21 protein-coding genes are annotated in these 26,209 nt (G+C 39.0%); 6 read left to right on the forward strand and 15 right to left on the reverse strand.

Features of this window, described 5'->3' with window-relative positions; translation table 11 throughout:
* Positions 1-33 precede the first annotated feature (33 nt).
* Both ASE01S_RS02675 and ASE01S_RS02680 read right to left on the reverse strand, forming a co-directional pair.
* Positions 34-1,389, reverse strand: a complete 1,356-nt coding sequence (locus tag ASE01S_RS02675) for a tripartite tricarboxylate transporter permease (protein ID WP_067837890.1) — start codon at positions 1,387-1,389, stop codon at positions 34-36.
* Positions 1,390-1,392: 3 nt separating this feature from the next.
* Positions 1,393-1,656 carry a hypothetical protein gene (locus tag ASE01S_RS02680; protein ID WP_067837893.1) on the reverse strand — a complete coding sequence of 88 codons (264 nt, stop codon included), beginning with the start codon at positions 1,654-1,656 and terminating at the stop codon, positions 1,393-1,395.
* Positions 1,657-2,342: 686 nt separating this feature from the next.
* On the opposite strand from ASE01S_RS02680, the gene thiD reads away from it, so the two are divergent.
* From thiD to ASE01S_RS02700, 4 genes are all read left to right on the forward strand, one after another.
* Positions 2,343-3,137, forward strand: a complete 795-nt coding sequence (gene thiD, locus ASE01S_RS02685; protein WP_067837897.1) for a bifunctional hydroxymethylpyrimidine kinase/phosphomethylpyrimidine kinase — start codon at positions 2,343-2,345, stop codon at positions 3,135-3,137.
* Between the two features lie 236 nt (positions 3,138-3,373).
* Positions 3,374-3,790, forward strand: coding sequence for an Rrf2 family transcriptional regulator (locus tag ASE01S_RS02690; RefSeq protein ID WP_067837899.1), 417 nt, complete (start codon positions 3,374-3,376; stop codon positions 3,788-3,790).
* A gap of 139 nt (positions 3,791-3,929) precedes the next feature.
* Positions 3,930-4,568 (forward strand): NAD(P)-dependent oxidoreductase, encoded by a 639-nt coding sequence (locus ASE01S_RS02695; protein ID WP_067837904.1) that lies wholly within the window; start codon positions 3,930-3,932, stop codon positions 4,566-4,568.
* Positions 4,569-4,910: 342 nt separating this feature from the next.
* On the forward strand, positions 4,911-5,357 hold the full coding sequence (locus ASE01S_RS02700; RefSeq protein WP_067837907.1) for a DUF2188 domain-containing protein: 447 nt from the start codon (positions 4,911-4,913) through the stop codon (positions 5,355-5,357).
* A gap of 58 nt (positions 5,358-5,415) precedes the next feature.
* Here ASE01S_RS02700 and ASE01S_RS02705 read toward each other — a convergent pair whose 3' ends face one another.
* The 13 genes from ASE01S_RS02705 to ASE01S_RS02765 all read right to left on the reverse strand — a co-directional run bounded on the left by ASE01S_RS02705 (position 5,416) and on the right by ASE01S_RS02765 (position 23,017).
* A complete protein-coding gene (locus ASE01S_RS02705; RefSeq protein ID WP_067837910.1) occupies positions 5,416-6,396 on the reverse strand; it encodes an endo-1,4-beta-xylanase in 981 nt (326 codons plus the stop codon).
* A 187-nt stretch (positions 6,397-6,583) separates the two neighbouring features.
* Positions 6,584-8,077: a xylulokinase gene (gene xylB, locus ASE01S_RS02710; protein ID WP_067837914.1), complete on the reverse strand. Its 1,494-nt coding sequence runs from the start codon at positions 8,075-8,077 to the stop codon at positions 6,584-6,586.
* 292 nt (positions 8,078-8,369) lie between these two features.
* A complete protein-coding gene (xylA, locus tag ASE01S_RS02715) occupies positions 8,370-9,683 on the reverse strand; it encodes a xylose isomerase (protein ID WP_067837917.1) in 1,314 nt (437 codons plus the stop codon).
* 445 nt (positions 9,684-10,128) lie between these two features.
* A complete protein-coding gene (gene uxaC, locus ASE01S_RS02720) occupies positions 10,129-11,526 on the reverse strand; it encodes a glucuronate isomerase (protein WP_067837920.1) in 1,398 nt (465 codons plus the stop codon).
* 11 nt (positions 11,527-11,537) lie between these two features.
* Positions 11,538-12,383, reverse strand: coding sequence for an SDR family oxidoreductase (locus tag ASE01S_RS02725; RefSeq protein ID WP_067837922.1), 846 nt, complete (start codon positions 12,381-12,383; stop codon positions 11,538-11,540).
* A gap of 3 nt (positions 12,384-12,386) precedes the next feature.
* Complete coding sequence (gene uxuA, locus ASE01S_RS02730) at positions 12,387-13,451, reverse strand: mannonate dehydratase (protein WP_067837929.1); 1,065 nt, start codon at positions 13,449-13,451, stop codon at positions 12,387-12,389.
* Positions 13,452-13,468: 17 nt separating this feature from the next.
* Positions 13,469-15,520, reverse strand: a complete 2,052-nt coding sequence (locus tag ASE01S_RS02735) for an alpha-glucuronidase family glycosyl hydrolase (protein WP_067837935.1) — start codon at positions 15,518-15,520, stop codon at positions 13,469-13,471.
* A gap of 68 nt (positions 15,521-15,588) precedes the next feature.
* A complete protein-coding gene (locus tag ASE01S_RS02740) occupies positions 15,589-16,518 on the reverse strand; it encodes a carbohydrate ABC transporter permease (RefSeq protein WP_067837940.1) in 930 nt (309 codons plus the stop codon).
* A 14-nt stretch (positions 16,519-16,532) separates the two neighbouring features.
* On the reverse strand, positions 16,533-17,540 hold the full coding sequence (locus ASE01S_RS02745; protein WP_067837943.1) for an ABC transporter permease: 1,008 nt from the start codon (positions 17,538-17,540) through the stop codon (positions 16,533-16,535).
* Between the two features lie 317 nt (positions 17,541-17,857).
* The gene (locus tag ASE01S_RS02750) at positions 17,858-19,543 is read right to left on the reverse strand and encodes an extracellular solute-binding protein (RefSeq protein ID WP_067837945.1); all 1,686 of its coding nucleotides are present in this window, start codon (positions 19,541-19,543) and stop codon (positions 17,858-17,860) included.
* A gap of 380 nt (positions 19,544-19,923) precedes the next feature.
* The gene (locus ASE01S_RS02755; RefSeq protein ID WP_067837947.1) at positions 19,924-21,702 is read right to left on the reverse strand and encodes a sensor histidine kinase; all 1,779 of its coding nucleotides are present in this window, start codon (positions 21,700-21,702) and stop codon (positions 19,924-19,926) included.
* A 24-nt stretch (positions 21,703-21,726) separates the two neighbouring features.
* Positions 21,727-22,437 (reverse strand): YesL family protein, encoded by a 711-nt coding sequence (locus ASE01S_RS02760; protein WP_067837950.1) that lies wholly within the window; start codon positions 22,435-22,437, stop codon positions 21,727-21,729.
* Between the two features lie 25 nt (positions 22,438-22,462).
* A complete protein-coding gene (locus ASE01S_RS02765; protein ID WP_067837956.1) occupies positions 22,463-23,017 on the reverse strand; it encodes a hypothetical protein in 555 nt (184 codons plus the stop codon).
* A gap of 553 nt (positions 23,018-23,570) precedes the next feature.
* On the opposite strand from ASE01S_RS02765, the gene ASE01S_RS02770 reads away from it, so the two are divergent.
* Both ASE01S_RS02770 and ASE01S_RS02775 read left to right on the forward strand, forming a co-directional pair.
* Positions 23,571-25,049: a GH39 family glycosyl hydrolase gene (locus ASE01S_RS02770; RefSeq protein ID WP_067837958.1), complete on the forward strand. Its 1,479-nt coding sequence runs from the start codon at positions 23,571-23,573 to the stop codon at positions 25,047-25,049.
* A gap of 20 nt (positions 25,050-25,069) precedes the next feature.
* The gene (locus tag ASE01S_RS02775; RefSeq protein WP_067837961.1) at positions 25,070-26,203 is read left to right on the forward strand and encodes a family 8 glycosyl hydrolase; all 1,134 of its coding nucleotides are present in this window, start codon (positions 25,070-25,072) and stop codon (positions 26,201-26,203) included.
* Positions 26,204-26,209 lie beyond the last annotated feature (6 nt).

Genomic DNA, 26,209 nt, shown 5'->3' on the forward strand with positions numbered 1-26,209 from the left:
ATATTCAATACCAGCGCCCAATAATCATTCTATTTACATGGCTATCATCTGAACAATCCACGGTGCGGCATAAAGAATCATAAACTGAACACCATAGTTTACCCCTAATCGATGCATAAAACCAGCTACAAGTCCAATAAGTAGAACGCCAGCAATATTTATCCAGCCTGCGTCAATAAAAGCAAGTAGGATAACTAATCCAAAAAACAAACCGAGCATGGCCTCATGAGGAACTTTTTTAAATACGAATAAACAAATACGTTCAGCATATTTAATGACAATAAAATAAGTTAATAAAATGGCAGTTACAGCACCAATCATTGTTGCCCAAATAAAATCACTCATCGATAAGATGTGGTGTAAATTATGCTCTAAAGTTAACACAGGGGGCGCATTAAACAATGCATTGGCAGGTCCAAGTGCAACTGGCGATAGTGGTATCCCTATAGCAATAAGTGGGATTAGCGTTCCTGATATGTATGTTGCATTTGTTAAAGCATCCATACTAGAGATAGCTAGTGTGCTTTTTTTGATCGGGTCCTTCACAAAACTTGAAACAAGCTCGCCAAGTAAAATAGTGATCCCTACTGGGCTCATAATAAAAAGAATCGCTCCTACACAAGACGCAATCGTACTTAAACTAAGCTCCTGTGTAGTTAAAATTCTAAATGGATTGGGTAAACCACGGTATTTACTATTCTTAGCTGAGCGAATCGTTTTTTCACTGTAACGTGGTAATGATTTTCTAATCTTACTATTTAACAATTCAAATAATGTTATAATAACAGGTCCAATCGTAATACCCAAGAAAAACGAAACAAATACATCCTTTCCCTCTGGAATCACACCCAAACCCCAGTATAAATGACGTAGCCCTTGTATTAAAATAGCAAATGGTAAAATAGAAGCAAGTGCAATCCAACGTTGTTTAGACATTAGTGCCAAGATAACAGCTCCAGCAAAAAATAACTCATTGGCATAGCTAGCAATAAAATCAGAATATCTCATTAAAAAATGGGCTAACAGCAAGCTAACTGGTATAGCTACAAGAGTTCCAATCACAGAGCCTGAGGCCATTTTTCGCATGGCAAGTTCAGGTTTGCCATGTTCCTTCAGTACAATAGCATGCTCAACCATCGGGGCTGCCATGACCCCACCTGGAATCCCAGCAACAGCTATTGGGATCGAATCTGTCAATTTCTTAGCAATGATTGCAGCCATGAAGAAGGTTAAAATAACAATCGGTTCTAATCCTGTTAAGACTAAAACTAAAGTAACCGGGGCTAAAACAGCTGTCTCATCTGTTCCTGGAGCAATACCAACAATTGTATAAATGATCGTTCCAGCAAAGGCAGCTAAAACCATTTGCAACATTAACATCATATCCATGACTTATGCCTCCTCCTCATGCTCAGTTTCTTTAAATTGACGCTTCGGCTTAATCAAAATAGCCGAAATGGCAAAGCCAACTAGCGCCCCGACCAAACCGAATAGCATAGGAAGCGGTTCAACATTAGGTGCAACAAAATAAGCGCCTAATGTAGTAATAGCGGTAATCACCATCGCTACTATTAAATCTTTCAGGTTGACTAAATCAGTCCATATTTCTATATTCTCACCAGCTTCATTTGAAACTGATTGTTGCTCCTCACTCATATATCATTTCCTCCAGTGCATTAATGACTTTCTAACCAGCTTTTATTATAATCTAATTGAAAATCGTTATCAATAACCAAAATACAGTGATAGCCATCATAATCTTAACATGGGAGACACCATCACAAAAGCGATTCGCTTGACTAACTCGTCTTGATATGATTAAAGGCATAATTAAGAAAAACCCCCCAATAAAGTAGATCAAGGAATTTAATGAAAGAAAAAACGGACAAGGACAGATGATTCATAGATAAAGTGAAGCCTCGTTCTGTGGGGGGTTGACGCATAGGATGTGCTCGTACAGACGTTGCGAACTTAGTCAGCTTCCTCTCTCTTCTACTAAATAGGATACTAATGGGTATTGATCTCACCACTTATAGCCGGGCGAAACTTTCGCTGAATGAAGCTAAAAGGGATTGAACAAATTAAGTGTACCTGCACTAAGTTGACGAAATGACTTTCAAAGGCGAACAACAATCAGATCGATGTGCTGATGGTTTGAGCAAAGGAGTGGATGCATTTAGATACATGAGTAGAAAAAAACCAAGCTAACAATGAGATCCGCCTGATATATTGAACGATTCCACTAGATACTCGTAATTATCCCAAAATTTATATGTTTTCTGTTTTATTAAATAAATGGTATGATAAGAAATAAATGATCTAGTATAAGAGGGGGAAACAAATTGAAAAAGACATTAACATTGGCTGGTTCTGATTCTAGCGGTGGAGCTGGTATTCAAGCTGACCTAAAAACCTTTCAAGAACACAACGTTTATGGAATGACTGCATTAACTTCAATTGTTGCCATGAAGCCAGACAACTGGAGTCATGATGTAACGCCAATCGCTGTTTCAACCGTAGAAAAACAGTTAGACACGATTCTATCTATTGGTATTGATGCTATGAAGACGGGTATGCTCGGATCTGTTGAGATCATAGAGCTTGGGGCAACGAAGCTTAAAGCAAACCAGATCAATAAAGTTGTCATCGATCCAGTAATGGTATGTAAAGGTGAGGATGAGGTATTACAGCCAGAAAATACTGATGCAATGCGAGAACTATTGCTACCACTTGCAACCATTACAACACCTAACTTATTCGAAGCCGGCCAACTCGCCCAAACCGGTCCAATTAAAGACATAGCAGGGATGAAAGAGGCTGCAGCTAAAATTATTGAACTCGGTGCAGAAAATGTTGTTATTAAAGGTGGAAAAGCACTTGAACACGAAAAGGCTGTTGATCTTTTTTATGATGGAAGCGAATTTCTATTGCTTGAGAAAGAAAAAGTAAACACAACTTATAATCATGGTGCGGGTTGTACTTTTGCTGCTGCTATTACAGCTAACCTTGCTCATGGCAAATCTGTTAAGGAAGCCGTTATTGCTGCAAAAGAATTTGTTCACGCTGCTATCGTTGATGGTTGGAAATTAAATCAATTTGTTGGCCCTGTTATGCATGGTGCCTATAATCGTCGCTAAAATTAATCTCAGCTCCGAACAATCAAAGGCGCCTTGGCGTATTCGTATCAGATTTTAGAGAGCTTCGCTTGATAAATGTCCGCTACAAAATTTGTGGCATCCGCCGGAGGCTTTGACTTTTTTCAGCCGGGGTTTGTACCTCCACTGAATGGAAGGCAAATAGGCATTCATCTCTTCTGCTGAATGAAGTTAATCCGGCGATATTGTCTTGTTCTACTCTTGATGGTGGTGAACGCATGATAAATACAAAACTATCGGTAGCGATACATATCTTATCAATGGTCGCTACCTCTCAGCATCAGCCTGTTACCTCAGACTATATCGCAGCTAGCGTAAATACGAACCCGGTCGTCATACGTCGAATTAGTAGCCAACTAAAAAAAGCTGGCCTCATTACTGCGCAAGCCGGAAAACCAGGGTTTATCTTATTAAAAAACATTGAGGATATTTCATTATTGATGATCTATCAAGCCGTTCAAACACAGGATGAATTATTTTCGATTCATAACAATCCTAATCCACAATGTTGGATTGGTAAAAACATTCAGGCTACTTTAGATCAAGCCTTTCTTCGTGCACAGCAGGCATTAGAGAATGAATTAGCTGAGCAAAAGCTTAGTGACATTATTCAACACCTTTCCACACAAAAGTAATGGAAAGGTGTTGCTTATAGTTGTAAATTTCTTTGGTCATCTTGTTATATGAACTACTAAGATTGGAAAGCTTAAACTTGACTAATCTATGAATTGTAACTAAAATAGTTACACATAACCCTAATAAGGAGTGAATACTATGAAGATTGGTATCATTGGAGCAACTGGAAAAGCTGGATCATTAATTTTAGAAGAAGCTAAAGCACGCGGGCATGAAGTGACTGCCATTGTACGAAACCAAGCAAAATTAACGGACAAAAATATCCCCGTCATCGAGAAAAGTATCTTTGATCTCACAAAAGAAGATTTAGTAAATTTTGATGTGGTGGTTAACGCCTTTAATGCACCTGAAGGAGAAGAACATCAACACGTTGATAGCCACGTTGTCTTAATCGATGCACTAAAGGGAACAGATACCCGCCTTATTGTCGTAGGTGGGGCAGGTAGCCTTTACGTTGATGAAGATAAAACCACACGTCTATATGAAACGCCTGACTTCCCAGATTTTATTTATCCAACCGCTTCAAACATGGGTAAAGCGCTAGATTTACTCTTAGCGTCAAGTGATCTCAAATGGACGCATCTGAGCCCAGCAATTACTTTCGATCCTGACGGGGTCCGAACTGGAAGCTACCAATTAGGAAACGACCATGTGATCAACAATCGTGCAGGAGAAAGTTATATTAGTTATGCCGATTATGCAATTGCAACTGTAGATGAAATTGAAAATCGAAAACATGAGAATCAACGTTTTACGGTCGTTGGTGAAAAAGGATAAAAGTTAAGCTCCAGGTTGGTTTCTCCGGGACCAACCTGGTTCTTTTTTCGTTACTTAGATAAAGTGAAACTTCGTTCAGTGGGTTTTTTTTCATCCCTCACTAAACATTAGTTGAACCAATCGGGCCGTTACTGGCTGTTGGATCTCCCACTTAGAAATGACATGTTCCCTTATTATTGAAGTGGGAGTCCTACAAAAGACCTTCGATGGGGCGAGTAATCGCAGCCCCAGCCAGTTACACTGCGATATACCTCAGTGTTTTGCTTTAACCAATATCTCCCTTGTAAGCTCATGTTTAATATTAGGTAAAGCGGGTAGTATTGAACTAAGGGAGGAGATACAATGCCTTGGGATTCGCAGGACTATCCAAGCTCGTGGAAAAACTTTAATGTTGTCATGCGGAAAAAGGCGATTGATATTGCCAATGCTATGCTTAAAGAAGGTTATGAGGAGAATCATGTTATTCCCATTGCAACAGAACAGGCTAAGCAATGGTACAAGCATGCTTCTCAAGAAGAGCGTCAGAACGTAAAACAAAAGACAGATCAAGCATTACATGAAAGCAGCCGTCATTCAGAAAAAAGACCGGAATTAATTGATCATGCTGTTCACATTCTACCTGATGGAGCAGATTGGTTAGTTAAGACAGCAGATGCCAAGCGCGCTGCTAATCGTTATCATGTTAAGACTGATGCTATTAAACGTGGTAAGGAAATCGCCGAAAACAAAGAAACACAACTTATCATTCACAAGCAATCTGGCGAGATTCAAGAGGTATTAAACTACTAAGTCTATTTAAGGGCGTGGCGTAATCGCAACCACACGCCCTTCTTTTAATTAACCAAGCTTATTTCATGATATATTCTAAAGCTGGCTTAGGCTCACCGTTCGCGTCGAAAAGAAACGGCCAGTTTTTCCGCCCTTTAATGGGAAAGTCACTAAGCCATGTATAACGGTCCGAGATACCCCAGAAAGTGACGGCTGAAATGTGGTCCTGATACTTTTGAAACAGTTCAAAAAAGCGTTGATAACGCTCAGCTTGGAGATAAAGCATTTCCTTACTTGGCTCAGTCACATCCGTCCGTTTATCATCAAAGGAAAACATTGACACATCCATTTCAGTAATATGAAGCTGCAACCCCAGCTCGGCATAGCGCTGTATTGCCGCTTCGATATTTTGATAGCTTGGATCATATAAATTCCAATGCGCCTGTAAGCCAACACCATGAATCGGTACACCTCTCTCAAGCATACCTCTAATCAATAGAAATATCTTCTCACATTTATCTGGGTTTGATTCATTATAATCATTGTAAAATAATAGCGCATCGGGATCTGCCTCATGAGCATACTGAAATGCATAATCAATAAAGTCCTCGCCGATTATGTCTAGCCATTTTGATCGTCTTAAATACTCACCTCCATGATCAGATATAGCTTCATTAACAACATCCCACGCATAAATACGACCGCGGTAGCGCGAGACCACCGTCTCAATATGCTCTTTCATTCGAGCTAATAGTTCAGCTCTTGTCACATCATGACCATCTTGATCGGTAAAGAACCAAGCTGGGGTTTGATTATGCCACACCAGTGTATGTCCGCGTAAGCCCATACCACTTGCCTCTGCAAATTCTAGAAAGTGATCAGCTCGCTCAAAATGGTATTGAGCAGGTTTAGGATGGATTTCTTCAAACTTCATTTCATTTTCAGCCGTAATCGAATTAAAATGCAATTTTAATAGCTCTTGATCAGCTTCAATGGTGTTGGCATTGACAGCCGCTCCTATTAAAAACTGTCCTTCAAAATAAGATTTTAAAGCTTCCATTATTTAATTGAACCACCTTCCACTTTATCGGCTTGCATCCATTCAAGTTCATAACCATTAATACGTCTATTCAGCCTTGATCCCGCCTTTTCCTTAAGCGTAATGTCCAGGTGTGTCAAACGATAAGCATTAGTTCTTTTTAATTTAGTCAATGCTTCGTTACTCTGTCTTAATTCGTGCAGGATTATTATCGAAAAGAAACTAAATCATGATTTAACTGTTTCGTCACATGGTAAACCTGCTGATATAATGCAAAAAGCTGACGATATTTCTTCACATTTTCAGAATTAGGATAATAGGTTTTAGCGTGCTTTACAAACGCAGCAGCACATTCTTTTAATGATTGGTACCAGCCCGATCCCACTGCCGCAAGAATAGCTGCTCCCATTCCCGGACCTTGCTCATTAGCAAGTGTAACTACTTCTGTATTAAAAATATCCGCTTGAATCTGTAGCCATAAATCACTTTTGGCACCACCGCCAATCGCCACAACCCGATCAACCTTCTTTCCTTTTTCACGGAAAATTTCAACCGACTCATTCAGGCTAAATGTGATGCCTTCAATTACTGCGCGAGCAAAATCACCACGTGTATGACTAGCATGTGCACCTATAAAGCTAGCTCGGATGGAACTATCTGGATGCGGTGTCCGCTCTCCTACAATATAAGGGGTAAAGACCATACCTTTTGCACCTACTGTAGAGCTTCTGGCTTCATCAATTAACTGGTCGAAGGATATTTCTTTTGCAAATGTTTCCTTGAACCAGCTTAAACTATATCCAGCCGCTAGCGTGACACCCATTGTGTAAAAGGCAGATGGATCACCATGGTTGAAATAATGGACTTGACCTTGGAAGTCTTTATTCCCTTTTGCTTCATAAGATAACACTACACCCGAGGTTCCTGTACTGCTAAGCGTTAGACCATCTGTTAAAATACCAGCACCAATTGCACCACAGGCATTATCAGCGCCACCGGCAAAAACCTTACAGTCTGTTGTTAAACCTGTTTCAGCTGCTACTTCTGCTAAGATGGTACCTGTCATTTGATCAGAGCCAACTAAAGCAGGGCAAAGTTCAAACGGTATTCCATTTTTTTCGCACATTTCTGTACTCCAAGCTTTATTCGCCACATCAAGAAGTAATGTTCCAGCTGCATCAGAATAATCCATGCTCAGATCACCAGCTAAACGATAACGGACATAGTCCTTAGGTAATAAAAACAGGCTTGCTTGGTTAAAAATGTCCGGTTCATGCTTTTTTACCCATAGGAGCTTTGGTAAGGTAAATCCTTCAAGTGCTGGATTTTTTGTAATCGCATACATCCGATTAAGTCCAACATTAGCTTCTATCTCACGACACTCTTCTGTTGTACGGGTATCATTCCATAAAATTGCGCGCCTTAGTGGCCGATAGTCTGCTCCAAGTAGGACAAGCCCATGCATTTGACCAGAGAAACTTAATCCTTGGATAGCTTGAGGATCATTGACACGCACGGTCAGTTCCCTCAAAGCAGCCTTTGTTTGCTTTACCCAATCTTCAGGATCTTGCTCACTGTAGCCCGGCTGATCATGATAAAGTGGATAGGCTTTCGTAACTTCATCAACCACCTGACCTGCTTGACTCACTAGTAATACTTTTACTGCACTTGTACCGAGGTCAACTCCAATGACATACCCCATTAACGAAACCTCCTTTTATAGGTTTGTTCAAAACGACTCAGCGACATCGCTCACGTATCATCCGCCCATCGCTTCTTAGTCTACTTACTTCTCAATGAGTATTTTGAACAGATACTTCTAGATAAATCATGCGAATGGCGCTAGGCTATTCGCATGATTCTTTATAATTCTAACGAGCTTCACTCAATAAAGTGAAACTTCGTTCAGTCGGGGTTTGTACCCGCACTGAATGAAAGACAAATAGGTATTCATCACACCACTTATAGTAGCGGGCACCTACTGCTAAATGAAGTTAAATATTTAATAAGTATTGGTTCATTCTTGCTTTGATTTTCTCTACCTGACCAGAGCGAACCTCGATATCTTTTAGGTCGATCGCATGTGCCTCCAATTCTTTTAGGCTGGTTTGACGATTGATAATTTTTTGACCAAGATCTGATTGGAAGGTTTTATAACGCTCATCAACGATTGTTTCAAAGAATTTATCATCGATCATTTTTTGTGCGACACGTAAACCGATGGCAAAAGCATCCATTCCAGCAATATGAGCATGGAATAAATCCTCTGTTTCAAATGAGCCTCTACGAACCTTAGCATCAAAGTTTAGACCACCTCGTCCTAATCCACCATTTTTCAAAATTTCGTACATAGCTAAAGTTGTCGTATAAAGGTCTGTTGGGAATTCATCCGTATCCCAGCCTAATAATAAATCACCTTGATTCGCATCAACCGATCCTAACATGCCACTTTCACGCGCTACACGTAATTCGTGTTCAAACGTATGACCTGCCAATGTCGCATGGTTAGCTTCGATATTAAATTTAAAATGATCTTGCAATCCATATTGATATAAAAATGCTGTGGCAGTAGCAACATCAAAGTCATACTGATGTGTTGTTGGTTCCTTCGGCTTTGGCTCAATTAAAAATTGTGCGTCAAAGCCAATTTCTTTAGCATAATCAATTGCCATATGATAAAGATTAGCTAGGTTCTGCTGTTCGAGCTTCATATCCGTATTTAATAAGGATTCATAGCCTTCTCGGCCACCCCAGAATACATAATTTTCTGCGCCCAATTCCTTACCAACTTCAAGGCCTTTCTTGATCTTAGCAGCAGCATATGCGTAAACATCAGCATTTGAAGACGTACCCGCTCCGTGTGTCCAACGTGGATTGGTAAACATGTTCGCTGTATTCCATAGTAGCTTTGTCTTGCTATCCTTCATATAATCTTTGATCATGCTAACAATTTCATCTAGATTTTGATTCGATTCTCGTAATGTATCCCCTTCTGGTGCAATATCAACATCATGAAAACAAAAGAATGGTGCATCAATTTTTTCAAAAAATTCAAATGCTGCTTCTACGCGGGCTTTTGCTAAATCCATTCCTTTTAAGTGATCCCATGGGCGTTTAGCTGTTCCAGCACCAAATGGGTCCCCTCCATCTCCGGTAAACGTATGCCAATAAGCAATACCAAATCGAAGCAGTTGCTCCATTGTCTTGTCACCCACTTTTTCCTCTGGGTTATAGAATTTAAAAGCAAAGGGATTATTGGAATGACGTCCTTCATACTTGACTTTTGTTACTTCATTAAAATATGCCACAATAAAAACCTCCTATTAAACTTATTATGTGATACTGTTATTCTATCACGCTTCACTTAGTTAGTCTATTGAATTAACTAAGTTTATCATAAAAAATTTAACGCTTTCATCGTAGGGTGACTTCAGTTGAGCATAAATGCGCCTTGAGTATTTGCGCTCAGATTTTAAAGCGCAATAAGCTTCTAGTGAAAATCTGTGGCATCGCCAGAGACTTTAACTTTATCGCAGTGTAACTGGCTGGGGCTGCGATTGCCCCATCGAAGGGCTTTTGTAAGACTCCCAATTCAAGAAATATGGGAACACGTCGTGTCGCAACGTCTGCACTGGCACATCCTATGCGTCGAACCACCCACTGTACGATTCGCCGGGCTTGAAAGACTAAGTAAAATACAGATAGGCATTCATCTCAGCACTTAATAAAAGTACGAAAGTTTTGCTGAATAGGTTAAAATGGAAAATAACGTTTAGCATTATGATAGCTAATATTGGTGATCAGTTGACCTAGTAATTGTAAATCATTAGGAACCAAACCTTGTTCGGCCCAATCGCCAACTAGATTCGCAACAACTCTACGAAAATATTCATGACGTGTATATGATAAGAAGCTTCGCGAATCCGTTAACATCCCGACAAAGCTGGAAAGGAAGCCGATACTTGCTAGATCATTAAGCTGCCGCTCAATCCCTCGCTTTTGATCATTAAACCACCAACCTGAGCCAAATTGCAATTTACCTTCAACACCTGATCCTTGAAAATTACCAATTGTTGAGGCAATCACCTCATTCTGGTTTGGATTTAAGTTATAGATAATCGTTTTAGGTAGCTGATCTGTTCGATCTACTGCGTTCAACAAACGATTAAGTGGTTCAGCTATTAAACTGTCATCAATGGAATCAAACCCACTGTCAATGCCGATCTGAGCTAACATCCGTTCATTGTTATTACGAATTGCCCCGAGATGGAGTTGCATCACCCAGCCCTTTTTATGATAAGTTTGAGCAAGTTTAATTAGTAACGCCGTTTGATACTGAGCGACCTCTGTCGGTGCCAAGGCTTCCCCCGACAATGCTTTAGTCAAAATTGACTCACATTGTGGTTCAGTAGCTTCTGTATAAACAAGACGTTGAAAACCATGATCAGCTAAACGACAGCCATGATCATGAAAGTAGTTAACCATTTTCTCAATTAAATCGACTAGTGATGCCCAGTCCTGCACTAGCAGATTATATTTTAAGGCTAGCTTTTCCAAATAAGTACGAAAATTTGGTGCTGAGATATCCAGCATTCGATCTGGGCGTAATGTTGGTAAAACACGTGGTGTAAAGCTGGACTGTTTTTTTATCGAAGCGTGATGCACGAGATCAGCCAGAGGATCGTCTGTCGTACAAATCACTTCGACATGTGAACGTGCTATCAATTGCTGTGCTCTAAAGTTATCTTGTTGCAGCAAACGATTCGTTTCCTCCCATACTTCTTCCCAATTATGCTCACTAAGGATAAGATCAAGATCAAAATAACGTTTCAACTCCAAATGAGTCCAATGATACAATGGATTCCCAACTGTCTTAGGAACTACTTTAGCCCAGGCCTGGAATTTTTCCTTTGCTGATGCTTGACCTGTAATATAGTGTTCATCAACACCGAATGTTCGTAGCGCACGCCATTTATAGTGATCACCAGTCAACCACAAATCCGTTATCGTTTTAAATGATTTATTTTCGGCAATTTCTTTAGGTGAAAGATGACAATGATAGTCGATAATTGGTAATTTTTCAGCAAATGTATGAAAGAGTGAACGTGCTATCTCCGATTGCAACAAGAAATCATTATCAATAAATGTCATGCCTTACTCCTTTACACGCCCGAATAGGCGATAAAACCACCGTCTACAGGTACACTGATGCCCGTTACAAAACCACTAAACGTATCATCAACTAGCCATAACAAGACACCATGAAGATCCTCTGGCTTACCTAACCGCTTCATTGGTGTTTGTGAAAGTACTTTTATCGTTCTAGCGGTATAAGATCCGTCCTCATTCGTTAACAGACGTCGGTTTTGCTCTGTCAGAAAGAACCCAGGGGCGATGGCATTGACACGTATACCCGTTTCTCCAAAATGTACGGCCATCCATTTGGTGAAGTTATCGATTCCCGCTTTCGCCGCACTGTAGGCGGGAACTTTTGTCATCGGAGCTGGCGCACTCATTGAAGACATATTGATGATTACACCTTTTGTTTTCAATAGCTCCTTAGCAAATATCTGTGAAGGTAACAATGTACCCATCAAATTAAGGTTAAAGACATGATTAAACCCTGCTGGTGTTAAATCAAAAAAGCTTCGGACCTCTGGATCATCTATATCCTTTTCACTGTATAATTCGTTTGTCGTTGATCCCTCTGGATGATTGCCACCTGCGCCATTAATTAAAATATCAACCTGTCCAAAGGCTTCAATAACCTCTACACAAGCCTGCTCAACTACTTCCTTCTTCGTTACATCGCAAAAGATAGAAATAGCCTCCCCACCGCTTTGATTAATGGCTTGAGCTGTTTGATCACCAAACTCCTTAGGATAGTTTAATATCGCTATTTTCACCCCATGCTTAGCTAATTCTCTAGCCATCGAGCCACACAGTACACCACCGCCTCCTGTAACAACTGCTACTTTACCAGCTAAATTTGGATGTGTTGACCCCATTATCTATTCCTCCTTTAAAGCATCCCAAATTCCTTGTATATAGACAGCCCCTAGAGCACGGTCATAGAGACCATAACCAGGACGACCATCCTCGCCCCAGATCATCCGACCATGATCTGGTCTAACGAATCCTGCATATTGATGTTGGTGTAATATTTTTATTAAGCCCCGTATATCTACTGAACCGGTCGCATCCTTGTGAGCAACCTCATAAAAATCCCCATTATCCTTATGAGCAATATTTCGAATATGCAAGAATGGAGCCCGATCCTTAGCAATAAACTTATCAAATATGTGTAAAAGGTTATTCATTTTATTTGCTGCTAGTGAGCCAGAACAGAGGGTTATACTATTTTCTGGTTCATCAATGGCCTCAACAATACGATCTAAATCCTGTTCATCTTTTACAATACGGGGCAAGCCAAACACAGACCAAGGTGGGTCATCCGGATGAATAGCCATTCTAACCCCACACTCTTTTGCCACTGGAATAACGCGTTCTAAAAAGTAAACCAAGTTAGCGAACAAACGCTCTTCTGTCATTCCTTCATATTGTTCGAAAAGCCGGGCAATATCAGCTAATCGCTCAGGCTCCCAACCCGGCATGACCATTCCTTTAGATCCTCGTGCAATTTGATCAATTAACTCTCTTGGCTCAATCCCTTCAATCTTCTTGCCCTCATAGGCGAGCACTGTTGATTGATCAGCTAATGGCATGGCCAAGTCGGAACGAGTCCAATCAAAAATGGGCATAAAATTATAGCAAATAACCTTAACACCATATTTACTCAAGGTCCGAATCGTTGCTTGGTAATTCTTGATCATCTGGTCGCGTGATGGTAAACCAAGTTTAATATCATCATGGACATTCACACTTTCAATGACTTTAAGCTCTAGTCCAGCTCTAAGAGCCTGATTATAAAGCATTTTGACATCTTTTTCAGGCCATGCCTCTCCCACAGGTATATGGTAAATGGCACCGACTACCCCCGTCATGCCCGGAATTTGCTTGATATAACTAAGCGGTATATCGTCATCTCTGCCAAACCATCTAAATGTCATCCTCATGAACTGTTTCCCCCTATCTAATAAATGGTACGCTTATGCTGATCCGGTATGCCTGATTTGCGATAAAAATAAGTATTGATAATATCGCGCCATTCCTTGGCAGACCATAACTGATGTTCTAAACGTTCTTTTACCTCTTGATAGCGTTGTGTATCGATAAACTCTGCTAAACTTTCCCATAACTTAATCATAGATTTAACCTGCTCCACACCTTTAAAATGCGTATCATAGATATGTTGAATTACAGTCTTGCCACTTTGAAGTACATGCGTATATGGAACATGGTGAAAGAAAAGTAATAATTCATCTGGACATTGCTCAATTGACTCGTACCGGTCTCGGTTTTCTGGATAGTATTGACCTGTATAGCCGGTGCCTGTTTTTAACGTACGATCAACACCTATCCCCTTTCGATCAGCAAAGTGGTATGTCCCCCACGTCATATACTCGTATCCATCAATATTAGGGCCATAGTGATGATTTACATTGACCATCCACCCAATCCCTAGTGGCGAGGTATAATTCTCATAGATTTCCCACGAAGGCATGACTATGCTTAATAAAGTATCGACTAGCTTTGAATCATGACTAAACGTTAGTTTAATCCATTCATTCGCAATTTGCTCAGCTGTTAAATCTGGATTCCAGATTAATCGTCCATAGCCGTATAAATTTAATTGGGCAATCGTATGCCCTGTCCAGTTAAGATCCTTTCCTATATTTGAAACACCGACAATTCCAGCAATGTGATTATTGAACAACTCACCACTGACAATGTCTTTAACTTTAGAGCCTTGACCTTTCGCAAAGGTGTCGAACTCTAATACTTGCTTCCATTGTGGAATTAAATAAACTAAATGACGTTGTTGCCCAAGATATTCTTGTGTAATTTGAAATTCAAGCAATTGATTGGTTTGGGCTAAACCACCAATTAATGGAGATACCGGTTCACGCACTTGAAAATCCATGGGTCCATTCTTGATTTGTAGCACAACATTATCATTGAATTTTCCATCTAGAGGTACGAAATGATCATAGGCTGCTCGTGCTCGATCAGTCGTACGATCACGCCAATCTTGTTTACAATTATAAACAAAACAACGCCATATAATCTTACCACCAAAGGGTTCTACTGCTTCCGCTAGCATATTAGCCCCTTGGGCATGATTACGGCCATACGTAAAGGGGCCTGGTCGATTCTCAGAATCTGCTTTAACTAGAAAACCTCCTAGCTCAGGGACAGCTTGATAGACATGTTTGGCAGTTTCCTTCCAAAACTCTCTAACTTGATCATTAAGGGGATCAGCAGTATCTAAGCCGCCAATCTCTATTGGTGAAGCATAATTTATACTTAAATACAACGTAATACCATACAGTTTAAAAATATCTGATGTTTGTTTTACATCCGTTAAATAAGTATCTGTAATCAGCTTCGTTTCTACTTGATGTACATTAACATTATTTATTGTAATCGCGTTAATCCCTACAGAGCTTAGTAATCTAGCATAATCATGGATACGCTGACGGTCTTTAATAAACTGGTAATTGTCGTAGAAGATCGACCGACCAGCATAGCCTCGTTCAACGGAACCATCCATATCATCCCAATGATTAATCATCCTGATCGGGTTTTTTGGCCATTCTTCAATTGCTAAATGCTTTAACGACTGCTCCTGCTGAACTAAACGGAGTAAATGAAAGGTTCCGTATAGAAGTGCTCTACTTGTCCCCCCTGTTAATATAAGTCTTTCTTCTTCCGTTTTAATTGTAAATGCTTCTTCCTGGTAATCTGGATTTATCTTAAGATATAGGCCACGAGTACTTATCGCTGATGAATGGATGGCTGGGCAATAATTGATCATTTCAGCTAATGCAAGCTGGATTTCAGCCAGCGTCCGATCGATAACTTCATCACGTGTTTCAACGATAATTTCGCTAAGACTTTCTTTAACTTCTTGGCTATAAGCGTGGTTGCCTATCGGCCGATATTGTAGCCACGCTCGATAGCTTGTCAATTGGTCCACTGATAATTGATCGACTAACCGTTCAGATGTTCTAAATTTTTTCATAATCATTCCCTTTCTTAATAAACAGAGCGCCTCAAGCTAATCAGCCATGGGCGCTTAGAGTCTAATCCTTAACCTTTGACACCACCAATAGTAAGTCCCTTAACAAAATATTTTTGTAAAAATGGGTAAACCATAATAATCGGTACTGACACAACCACTGTCATCGCTGCACGGATGGATTGTGGTGTTACGGTTTCCACAACACCACTTTGAGACGCAGCAAAAGCAGATTCGGCACCTGCGCCTGAATTAAAGGCAGCGTTAGAGTTACTTAGTACCTTCATCAACTCATACTGTAAAGTACTCAACTCAGGGATAGAAGAGTTATAAATAAATACATCAAACCATTGATTCCATTGGCCAACTGCAACAAATAAGGATACTGTAGCAATGACAGGTAATGACAATGGCAAAGCAATTCGGAAAAATTGAGTAAATTCACCCGCTCCATCCATTTTAGCTGATTCAAATAAGGTCTCTGGCAATCCTTCAATAAACGAACGAATAACGATGACATTAAAGACCCCAATTAATGTCGGCAAAATATACACCCAAAAAGATCCGATTAACCCTAACTCCCGATGCAGTAAATACGTCGGAATTAGCCCAGCATTCATATACATGGTCATGACAAATGTAATCGTGATAAATTTTTTCAGAAAGAAATGTGGTCGAGAAATCGTATAAGCAACCATTGCAGAAGCAAATACACCTAATACCGTTCCAATTAATGTTCGTAATATCGATGTTAATCCAGCACGTAAAATTTGTGCCTCATTAAACACGTGTTGATAGTTGTACCAAGTAAATTCTCGGGGTAGTAGCCGTATTCCACCACGAATCGTGTCTGTAGATGCGTTCAATGAAATAGCGAGAGTATTGAGCATTGGATAAAGCATAATCACCACTAGCACGAGCATTAATACGATATTAATTGAATCAAAAATTAAGTCATCGACGCTTCTTCTTTTACCTGTTAATCTATTTATTAGCCCCATAGTAGCTCTCCCTTCTAAAATAGTCTCGCCTCACCAAGTTTTTGGGCAACTTTATTGGCAGCAAATAAGAATATGAATGAAACTACGGTTTTAAACATCCCTGCTGCCGTTGCAAGCGAGAAGTTAGCCATCGAAATCCCATAGCGTAAAACAAAGATATCAAGGTTCTCTGCATAATCCATATTGAGCGGATTCATTAGTAGGTACTGTGCTTCGAAACCAGATTCCAAAATATATCCAATATTCATGATCATTAAAATGACAACAACTGAGCGAATTCCTGGTAGCGTAATATAGAAAATACGCTGAAGTCTTGAGGCTCCATCAATTTCAGCTGCTTCATACTGCTCCTGATCGATCATTGTAATAGCTGCTAAATAAATGATCGAATTCCATCCGACACTCTTCCAAACATCTGAAGCTCCGATAATTCCCCAAAAATACTCTCCAATTCCTAAAAACATAATCGGTTGTTCAATAATGCCTAGATTCATTAAGATAACGTTTATAATTCCGTCTTCCATAGCCAAAGCAGAGGAAACGAGTCCCGCTACAACAACCCATGAAAGGAAGTGAGGCATGTAACTAATCGTTTGAACAATACGTTTAAACCGTATCTGTCGTAATTCATTTAATAGAACCGCTAACGTGATCGCAGTTAGAAATCCTAAGACAAGGTTAATCAGGCTCATGGCTAGCGTATTACGCATGACTTCTAAAAAACGCTGATCTTGAAATAAAAACCTAAATTGATCAAACCCTACCCAGTCCGAGTCAAAAAAACCTCTGGCTGGCTTAAAGTCTTGAAAGGCCATCACCCAACCACCTAGTGGTAGATATTTAAAAATAAATAGCCATATCAGAAACGGAATACTCATCCATAGTAATTCCTTCTGTTCACGACATTTAGTAAAGAAATATTTAAGCCTACTTCCTTGCTTTTTTCGTTTTTTTGGTTGCTTTGACTTTTTTTCTTTTTTTAAATCTTCAGTTACAGTTAACGGACTTACTGGTATCCCCATTAAGCTGCCTCCTTTTTCATATATTAATTTAGAAAAATAAATCAACCATCAATCTATAAAGTGAAACTTCGTTCAGTTGGGGCCATCACCCACCGAATGGAAAAGATATTGGCATTGATCTCACCACTTATAGAAGTGGGAGACTTCTGCAAAATGAAGTTAAAAACCTAAGCAAGGTCTCTCCTTCTTAGCATCGATTGATTTCATTCCATCTATTTTTCTAAACTAATCTCTATCTTTCAATTACCAGTATCAACTAGCTTTATAACAAGGATGATGGCAAACTATGGTTTGCCATCTCCCTATGAATACTAGATTTATCTAAATTGCCAGTTACCATTAATACGTTCTTCAACTGTTTTCGTGAAGAATTCTTCATATGTTTCTACTTCTAATTTGCGATATTCTTCTACAAAAGTCTCCCATTCATTATCAAAGTCTTCAGGATCTGCTAATACAATGCGTGGGTAATGTCGTTTTGTTAGCTCTTCAGCTCTTTCTTGGAATAAAGCGACATCAGAACCTTGTTCGATGTTTGCGCTCCACGCAGGATACCATGGGCGATCATCTGGTGCTGAGAATAGCTCTGAGAATGTTTGAATGCCGTATGCATCTAAGTATTCACGGTCATCTTCATCATAGGTTTCTGAAGCAACCTCTGGCTGGCGACGTGCTTCAACAGCATTGCCATCAGAGAATGTTCCATTCAGTCGTGGCCAATTCCATTCGAATACTGTCATACCGAAGCTTTCTCGTTCATCTTGATCGCCGGTTAATTCAATTTGTTCCTCTGTTCTGTAATAACGGCCATCATCACCAACTGTGTAGTGGCGACCCTCTTCGCCCCACATGACCAGCTTCTGCATATCCTCTTGAATGAGACGATCCCAATACTGAATAATACGCTCTGGATTTTCAGCACTTACGGAAATACCTACACCACGATTTTGTGTAAATGCTGGTGGATCAAGATATTGATCAGTAATGTCTTCATCTAACACAATTGGCAGGGCCATAAATTCTTTATCTGGTTCTTCCATTTCCTCAATTGCTATTCGCGCTTGACCAAATTGCCAGCCGTAGTCAAAAAAGCCAAGAACTCGCCCGGATGACAGCTTGGCCAAATAATCATCCGTGTTCATAACAAACATTTCTTGATCTAAATAACCTTCCGCATTTAATTCATTTAATGCTTCTAAATAACGTCTCGCATAATCAGAGTCTGCATATACACGCGCTTCATGTGTTTCCATATCTATCATGACACTACCATCGTTTGGATAACCAGCTAAGTGATTAGGTACGTTAGAAAATGTAAAAAAGCTTGTGTCATAGGTTAACCCTGTGAATGGTACTGTCGGCAGACCATCTATTTCAGGATTTTCATCTGCATAACGTTTAATAATATCGAAATATTCATCTAAAGTTTTAATCTCTGGAAAATCATATTCTTTAAGAATCCCACGTTGAATCCAAAATGCACCTTGATCGATATTAGGGTTTGGTTGATATTCATTAATTGTTGGGCCAAATGGGATGTAATAAATATTACCATCAGGCATCGTAAAGCGATCAAGGTAATCTGCGTACATCGCTAAAATATTTTGACCATGCTCTTCTAGTAAATCATTGAGCGGAATGAAAGCTCCTGCATCAAGTAACATGTCTATACCATGGTCTGGAACAATTACATCAGGGTATTCACCACCAGCTACCATAACACCTAGCTTTTCCATTAGATCTCCAACTAGGTACTCCATTTGGAAGTTAACACCTGTTTCTTCTTCAAGCATGGCTCCTACCTCTGTTTCGTTTGTGTGTATATCTTTACCCGATGCACCAACAAAATAGTGGTAAGTAACCGGTTCATTTGTCGTTTCTGCAGTATCTCCATCCGATACCGCATCATTGCTAGATGTCTGATCATCTCCATTACCACATGCCATTAACAACATGAATAGACTTAAAAAGATTAGGACTAACAAAGTCTTCTTTCTAAACAATTGACTAACCCCTTTCAATAAATGATTTCGCTATAATGAAAGCACTTTCATTATAGCGAATGCCTTTAACATGCACACTAGGGTAAACTAAAGGGCGATCCTAAAAAAATATAGGTTTTTTGGAGCGCTTTGCTTAAAACCTCCTTCTTTTTTGGGCCACTTATTTTTTTGCGACTCGCTTTCTAGGGGCATATATTCGCTGCATCAAAACCGGATCGGTTCAAATCTCCTTGCGTATAATGTAAAAACGCTTAAAGTTAACTTAGTTAAACGTTTACGTATTCACAATAAGATAACTATTTCATTTATTTAGACGAGCATTATCGAACAAAAAAGAACGCGTGTGATCTATTATCGCACGCGCCTAGTAACAGGAAACTTTATCTTGGATCACTTTTTACAAAACTAGCGTCCTCTTCTATTTTCTTGTTCGGTAAAACAAGCTTGACTGTTGTTCCCTTATTTTCTTCACTTGATAATGAAAAAACAAAATCATTCTTATAATAAAGCTTAAGTCGGTAATAAACGTTCTGAATGCCAACACTATCCCCCATATAATTTTCACTTTCAAGCTGATCTAATATTTGCTGCAGCTGCTCTTTCGTCATTCCAACACCATTGTCTGAGATTTCAAAAGCAATCGCATTGACCTGTTTATAAATTTTAATTTGTATGACCCCTTGGTCTTTGATCGGTTCGATGCCATGGATACTCGCATTTTCAACGAAAGGTAAAATTGAAAGATTAGGAATTTGATTATGTATGACTTCCGGATCGACTGATAATTGATAAGACAATTTATCACCAAATCGATATGCTTGAATTTCTAAAAAAGCTTGAATTAAATGAACTTCATCTTGCACCATCACCCATTCTTTTCCCCAGGTTAAAGCATTTCTAAAGATTCCAGCCATATTCTCGATAATATTGGCTGTTTCAATTTCATTTTTTATCAGACTTCTCATCCGAATCGTTTCTAATGAATTAAACAGAAAATGAGGATTAATCTGACTTTGTAATGCACTTAGTTGCGCCTGTTTTTCCTTTAGTTGCAAGTCCTTTTTCTCCAGATTAGCCTTGTAGACTTCATTAAATAGGGTATTAATCTTTCTCGTCATTCGATTAATTTGTCCCATTAGTTGTCCGATTTCATCTTTAGATTTGATATAGGGATATTCTTCAAAATTTTGTTTTTCAATCTTCTTCAAATGACGCAGTATTTTCTCCAAACGGAAATGAAATGATTTTGAAATAAATAAAATGGTTAATGTTGGTAAAACAAAGTTGATGATACTTAATATAAGAATAAAGCGACTCGATTCGAGTAACTCTCCTGTAAACACAGACTGATCGACCACTCCGATAACTTGCCAATTCTCCAAATAATTATGGTTTATTTCGCGTCGAGCTACGATGTGCTCTGATGTTAATTTAATCTCAGAAAAGACAATATCATTTAGAGCCCAAGGGATATCTGGATTATTGGTATAGACGATATAACCATGCTCGTCAATTAAATAAAAATCACCTTGAAGGGTAACATTGCTAAAAACTTGTTTGATCGCTATCGGGTTAATACTGACACGAACGATTTTTTCATAGGCATCATAAAGAAAATAATAGTCCATTTTTTGTAATATCGAAATGGAAAGATCATCTTGAACAGTCCGATCTCTAAATACCACTGGATGAGAGACTTGTGTGATCTGACTGTACCACGACTTGGATTGAGCCTCTTCATTTAGTTGAAGAACTCCTCCAGAAAAAATCACTGTTGGATTATTTGTGTAAAAATTAATATCTTGAATAGAATGATACAAAGGTTTAGCAGTGCCATACTGCTTTAATACGTCATTATAAGCCTCTACATATTTAATAGCACTTTGGTAGTCCTGATCAAAGAAGTTATAAAGTCTAACATCTAAATACAGAGTCGTTACCATCCCAATCGCTTGATCGGTTAATCTTTTGAAGTCCTCATGGGCTTGGTCAACCACTAAATGAATATCTGTTCGTTTTTGCTCTAAAAAGCGCTCAGTGGTCATCATATAAAATATTAAATTGGAGCAGACAATTGGGATAAACACAGAAATAAAGTAAACAATTAGAAATTTATTACGGATTTTTAAGTCATTAAAGGATTGGATAAACTGCCTCATACCTACCGCCTTTTCACTACTCAATTAAGATTGACGCATCGATATGATCTTGTCTTTAACGCTTTTATAGCTATACTTTCTCCAAGATACATCATCCCCATCCTCGATACGTTGAAGCTTCCATTCTGTTCGTCTAAAAGCATGGGTAACATTCCACATGATTAACCACATTAGCACACTAGCAAAATAGAATGGTACCAGACCTGGTATGAAATAAAAAACAGCTAAACCAACCGTTAAACTTGCTATGATTGAAATAAGCGAAAGCGGATTTGATATAGCAATTAGCAGTGCTGTTCTAAAATATTGAAAAAAGCGAAGCTCGTAATGAACATAGACGGGAAAAAGAAAGAATAGCAGCAATAAATAAATAGCCATACTTATATACCAAAATAATAAGATAAGCGTATGCTCTAATCCCGAAACGATCGCTAAGTAATTATAATTAAAGTACAGCACAAAGCCGATCAACAATAAGATGTAGCCTAGACCATTTGCTTTAAAAAAGTCCTTCTTAAAGCTTGACCAAAATACTGTAAAGATAGCTACTTCCGGGTCTCTGATTAACCACTTTCTTAATACCGTGTAGACCGCGACTGTTGCTGGAAAGACACTTATAACACCTAAACCAGCTATAGTAAAAACAAGCCATAAAATATTTAAAAAGGCTAAACGCCAAATCCATTCCATAATCCGATACCACTTCGTTGCAAAAAAACCATAATTGTTTTCCACAGTTGTTCCCCCTTAAGTTCGATAGCTACTTAATCCAAAGGTCTAGCACCTGCTTAGCAATGGATTGATGTGGCGATGATGCCACAATACCTACAATGAGCTTGTGAGCTTGACTAAACTCTAAACCTTGCATAAATGACATTTCTGGTGTTAAGGGTAAAGCATATAAATATTCGATACCGTCCCCTTCAACACGACGTTTATACGCGCTAATTAAGTCTTGGTCCTCAATGTATTGAGCAAATTCATCTAAAGGCACTAAACCATAGGGATCTATGAGTATTTGATCCAACTCTGCGTCGACTACAAACATATCTACCTGCTTATTTAAAATTTCTATTGTAAGCTTTTCATACGAAAAAAAGTGAAGATCAACCACTACTTCAAGATCTAACGATAGTTTATCGTGAATGATTGCCTCAACATAATCCTGAATAGCAGCTTGATTACTTTGAGGAATATTGGAAATAAACATAACTTGAAAAGCATCAGGATCATGATTTCCTTCAGCCCTCTCTGCATTGCAACCACTAATGGCTAAAATAGAAAAAAATAGCCATAACCCTAAAATACGTCTCATCTGTTCCCACCTTACCATTACAGAAACGTTTTCAAAATGTCACCAAATCTGAAGCAAGCAGATTCAAACGACAACGTTTCTATCCACTCATTATTCAAATGCACCTAAGCGTATGTGTGCCCAGATTTCATCGAGCGAAGCTCGGTAACCTTCCCCTGAAAAGCTGGCATCCGCCTGAGACTTTAACTTGATTCATTCGGGGGTTGAACCCGACAAAATGGTAGACAACTATACATTCATCTCACTACTTATAGAGGAGGGAAATTTTTGCTGAATGAAGTTAGACCTTTAAACGAGTATATGCATAATATACTACTTTTAAAGCGATTACATATTTAAGAAACTAAAGTATTTCTTTGAAATTCTAAATAAGATTTAATGTAATAAAGTATATTACGATTTTCAGCCATATACTAGTAAATCTGGGCTAATTCTATACTTTTTGCACTAAAACCTATAATTCGTACCCTTTAATTTAAGCGCTTTCTTTTGTACGATTAAAAGAAGAAAACAAGACTAGAGTGGAGGGATTATTATTATCATTAAATCTGATATGTATAAGGAAAGGCAACGTAAGCAAAATTGGAAATATTGCATCGGTACAGGACGCTTAGGACTGGCGTTACAGGAAGAGTATGTCAAGCATTTAAGACAGCTTCAGGAAGAGATTGGCTTTCGTTATATTCGTGGACATGGACTTTTTCATGATGATATTGGAATTTATCAGGAGTTGGAAATGGATGGTGTCGTTAAACCTTTTTACAATTTTACCTATATTGACCGTATTTTTGATACCTTTCTTGACTTAGATTTAAAGCCTTTTGTCGAGTTTGGCTTTATGCCAAGGAAATTAGCATCTGGTCAGCAAACGATCTTTTATTGGCAAGGAAATGTGACACCACCTGCTGACTATCAAAAATGGGCTGAGCTTATTCAAAAAACGGTCGAACATTTTATTGAGCGTTATGGACTGGATGAAGTATTGACTTGGCCATTCGAAGTATGGAATGAGCCAAATCTAACAAATTTTTGGGAAAATGCTGATCAACAAGCCTATTTTAAGTTATACGAAGTGACAGCTAAAACAGTTAAAGCCATACATCCTGATCTCCAAGTAGGCGGTCCAGCTATTTGTGGCGGTACTGATTACTGGGTCAAAGATTTTCTTGATTTTTGCCGTGACCGTCACGTGCCGGTTGATTTTTTTAGCCGTCACGCCTATACATCACAGAAACCAGAGGTCACACCAGATTACTATTATCAAGAGCTTGAACCACCAGAAAATATGTTAGAGCAATTTTTATCGGTAAAGGAAATGATAAAGGCATCTGACTTTGCGGATCTACCCTTTCATATTACTGAATTCAATACATCATACAGTCCAATAAATCCGATTCATGATACGTTAATTAATGCAACCTATTTAGCCAAGATTTTAGCGGTAGCTGGTGATATTGTCGATTCTTTCTCCTATTGGACCTTCAGTGATGTGTTTGAGGAGTCTGGCATTCCAAAAAGTCAATTTCATGGTGGCTTTGGTTTAATCGCACTAAACCAAATTCCTAAACCAACCTACCACTTATTCTCCTTTTTTAATCAACTAGGTGAAACAGAGCTTTATCGAGATGATCAGCTTTTACTAACAAAAAAAGCTGACGGAACAATTATTGCACTCGCCTGGAATCTAGTCATGGAAAAAGGAACTGGATTTGAAAAAACGATTCGTTTTACCCTACCGATTGAAAGTGATCAGATATGGTTTAAACAGCGTAAACGCTTAACTGAAAGACATGGCAATCCATGGGGAGTCTGGAAGCAGCTTGGCCGACCACGTTTTCCAACTCAGACCCAGATTAAACTGCTTCAAGCCTCCTCACAGCCATTAATTGAAACAGAACAGCTTGAATCGGGGCAGGTTATTGAGCAGATTCAATTAGAAAAAAACGAACTTACATTATTAACCTATTTACCTATTAAAGATGAAACACCAACCTATCCCGGTCTAGACGATGGAAAATTAGTCTCATATTAACTGAATAAGGGAGGTCACTCATGAAACAAGGTGCTTATTTTACTGGTCATTACCGCAATTTGTTTACAGAAAAAATAGGAATTGACCCAAATACGGTAGAAGAAAAAGTTCAAGAGACGTGGAAACGCTTATTTACTAATGAAGACCCAGAATCACAAATTTATTTTGAAACAGACGATGGTATGGGCTACATAGTCGATACGGGAAATAATGATGTCCGAACAGAGGGGCAATCCTATGGGATGATGATGGCGGTTCAAATGGATCAACAGGAAGTTTTTGATCGTATTTGGCAATGGTCAAAAACCTATATGTATATGAGTGAAGGTGTGCATAAAGGCTATTTTGCTTGGTCATGCCAATTAGATGGAACCAAAAATGCACAAGGCCCTGCACCTGATGGCGAAGAGTATTTTGCTTTGGCTTTATACTTTGCAGGAAATCGCTGGGGCGATCGTGAAGCCCCATTTAACTACACTGAACAAGCTACAACACTTTTGAAGCACTGTATTCATAAAGGGGAGATCGATGATGGTTATCCAATGTGGAATCACGACCATAAATTAATCAAATTTGTACCAGAAGTAGATTTTACTGATCCATCGTATCATCTGCCACACTTTTATCAGTTATTTGCTGAATGGGCTGATCAAGATGACCGGGAATTTTGGCAACAAGCAACCAAAGCAAGTCGGGCATACATACGACTGGCCGCCCATGATCAAACAGGTCTTTCACCAGAATATGCCTTTTATGATGGTCGCCCTAACCATGTTAGGGGCTATGGACATTTTTTTAGTGATTCGTATCGTGTCGTTTGCAATATTGGTCTTGATTACGAGTGGTTCCGTAATCCTGAGACTCCATTCGAAGTTAATCAAAAGGTTCAGGACTTCTTTAAGGATATCCCAGTTGAAGACTACCGACGCTATAAAACAGATGGAAAAGCTTTTAAAGAGAAAGCACTTCACCCTACTGGTCTATTAGCTTCACTTGCAATGGCCTCGTTGGCCACAACTGGCACACTAAGCGATCACTATATCTTAACATTTTGGCAAACACCGTTACGCACAGGGAAACGACGTTACTACGACAATTGTTTATACTTTTTTGCATTACTTTCCCTTGCTGGGAAATTTAAAATTTGGAAATAAGACATG

It is taken from the genome of Amphibacillus sediminis NBRC 103570 (genome assembly GCF_001552275.1).
Lineage (GTDB): Bacteria > Bacillota > Bacilli > Bacillales > Amphibacillaceae > Amphibacillus_B > Amphibacillus_B sediminis.

Bases quoted from the DNA above. Each gene is read 5' to 3' on its own strand.
- ASE01S_RS02770 (WP_067837958.1), top strand. From the start codon at position 23,571: ATGTATAAGGAAAGGCAACGTAAGCAAAATTGGAAATATTGCATCGGT.
- ASE01S_RS02675 (WP_067837890.1), bottom strand. From the start codon at position 1,389: ATGGATATGATGTTAATGTTGCAAATGGTTTTAGCTGCCTTTGCTGGA.
- ASE01S_RS02700 (WP_067837907.1), top strand. From the start codon at position 4,911: ATGCCTTGGGATTCGCAGGACTATCCAAGCTCGTGGAAAAACTTTAAT.
- ASE01S_RS02690 (WP_067837899.1), top strand. From the start codon at position 3,374: ATGATAAATACAAAACTATCGGTAGCGATACATATCTTATCAATGGTC.
- ASE01S_RS02765 (WP_067837956.1), bottom strand. From the start codon at position 23,017: ATGAGACGTATTTTAGGGTTATGGCTATTTTTTTCTATTTTAGCCATT.
- ASE01S_RS02745 (WP_067837943.1), bottom strand. From the start codon at position 17,540: ATGGGGATACCAGTAAGTCCGTTAACTGTAACTGAAGATTTAAAAAAA.
- ASE01S_RS02680 (WP_067837893.1), bottom strand. From the start codon at position 1,656: ATGAGTGAGGAGCAACAATCAGTTTCAAATGAAGCTGGTGAGAATATA.
- ASE01S_RS02740 (WP_067837940.1), bottom strand. From the start codon at position 16,518: ATGGGGCTAATAAATAGATTAACAGGTAAAAGAAGAAGCGTCGATGAC.
- ASE01S_RS02705 (WP_067837910.1), bottom strand. From the start codon at position 6,396: ATGGAAGCTTTAAAATCTTATTTTGAAGGACAGTTTTTAATAGGAGCG.
- ASE01S_RS02735 (WP_067837935.1), bottom strand. From the start codon at position 15,520: ATGAAAAAATTTAGAACATCTGAACGGTTAGTCGATCAATTATCAGTG.
- uxuA (WP_067837929.1), bottom strand. From the start codon at position 13,451: ATGAGGATGACATTTAGATGGTTTGGCAGAGATGACGATATACCGCTT.
- ASE01S_RS02725 (WP_067837922.1), bottom strand. From the start codon at position 12,383: ATGGGGTCAACACATCCAAATTTAGCTGGTAAAGTAGCAGTTGTTACA.
- ASE01S_RS02755 (WP_067837947.1), bottom strand. From the start codon at position 21,702: ATGAGGCAGTTTATCCAATCCTTTAATGACTTAAAAATCCGTAATAAA.
- ASE01S_RS02695 (WP_067837904.1), top strand. From the start codon at position 3,930: ATGAAGATTGGTATCATTGGAGCAACTGGAAAAGCTGGATCATTAATT.
- xylB (WP_067837914.1), bottom strand. From the start codon at position 8,077: ATGGGGTATGTCATTGGAGTTGACCTCGGTACAAGTGCAGTAAAAGTA.
- uxaC (WP_067837920.1), bottom strand. From the start codon at position 11,526: ATGACATTTATTGATAATGATTTCTTGTTGCAATCGGAGATAGCACGT.
- ASE01S_RS02775 (WP_067837961.1), top strand. From the start codon at position 25,070: ATGAAACAAGGTGCTTATTTTACTGGTCATTACCGCAATTTGTTTACA.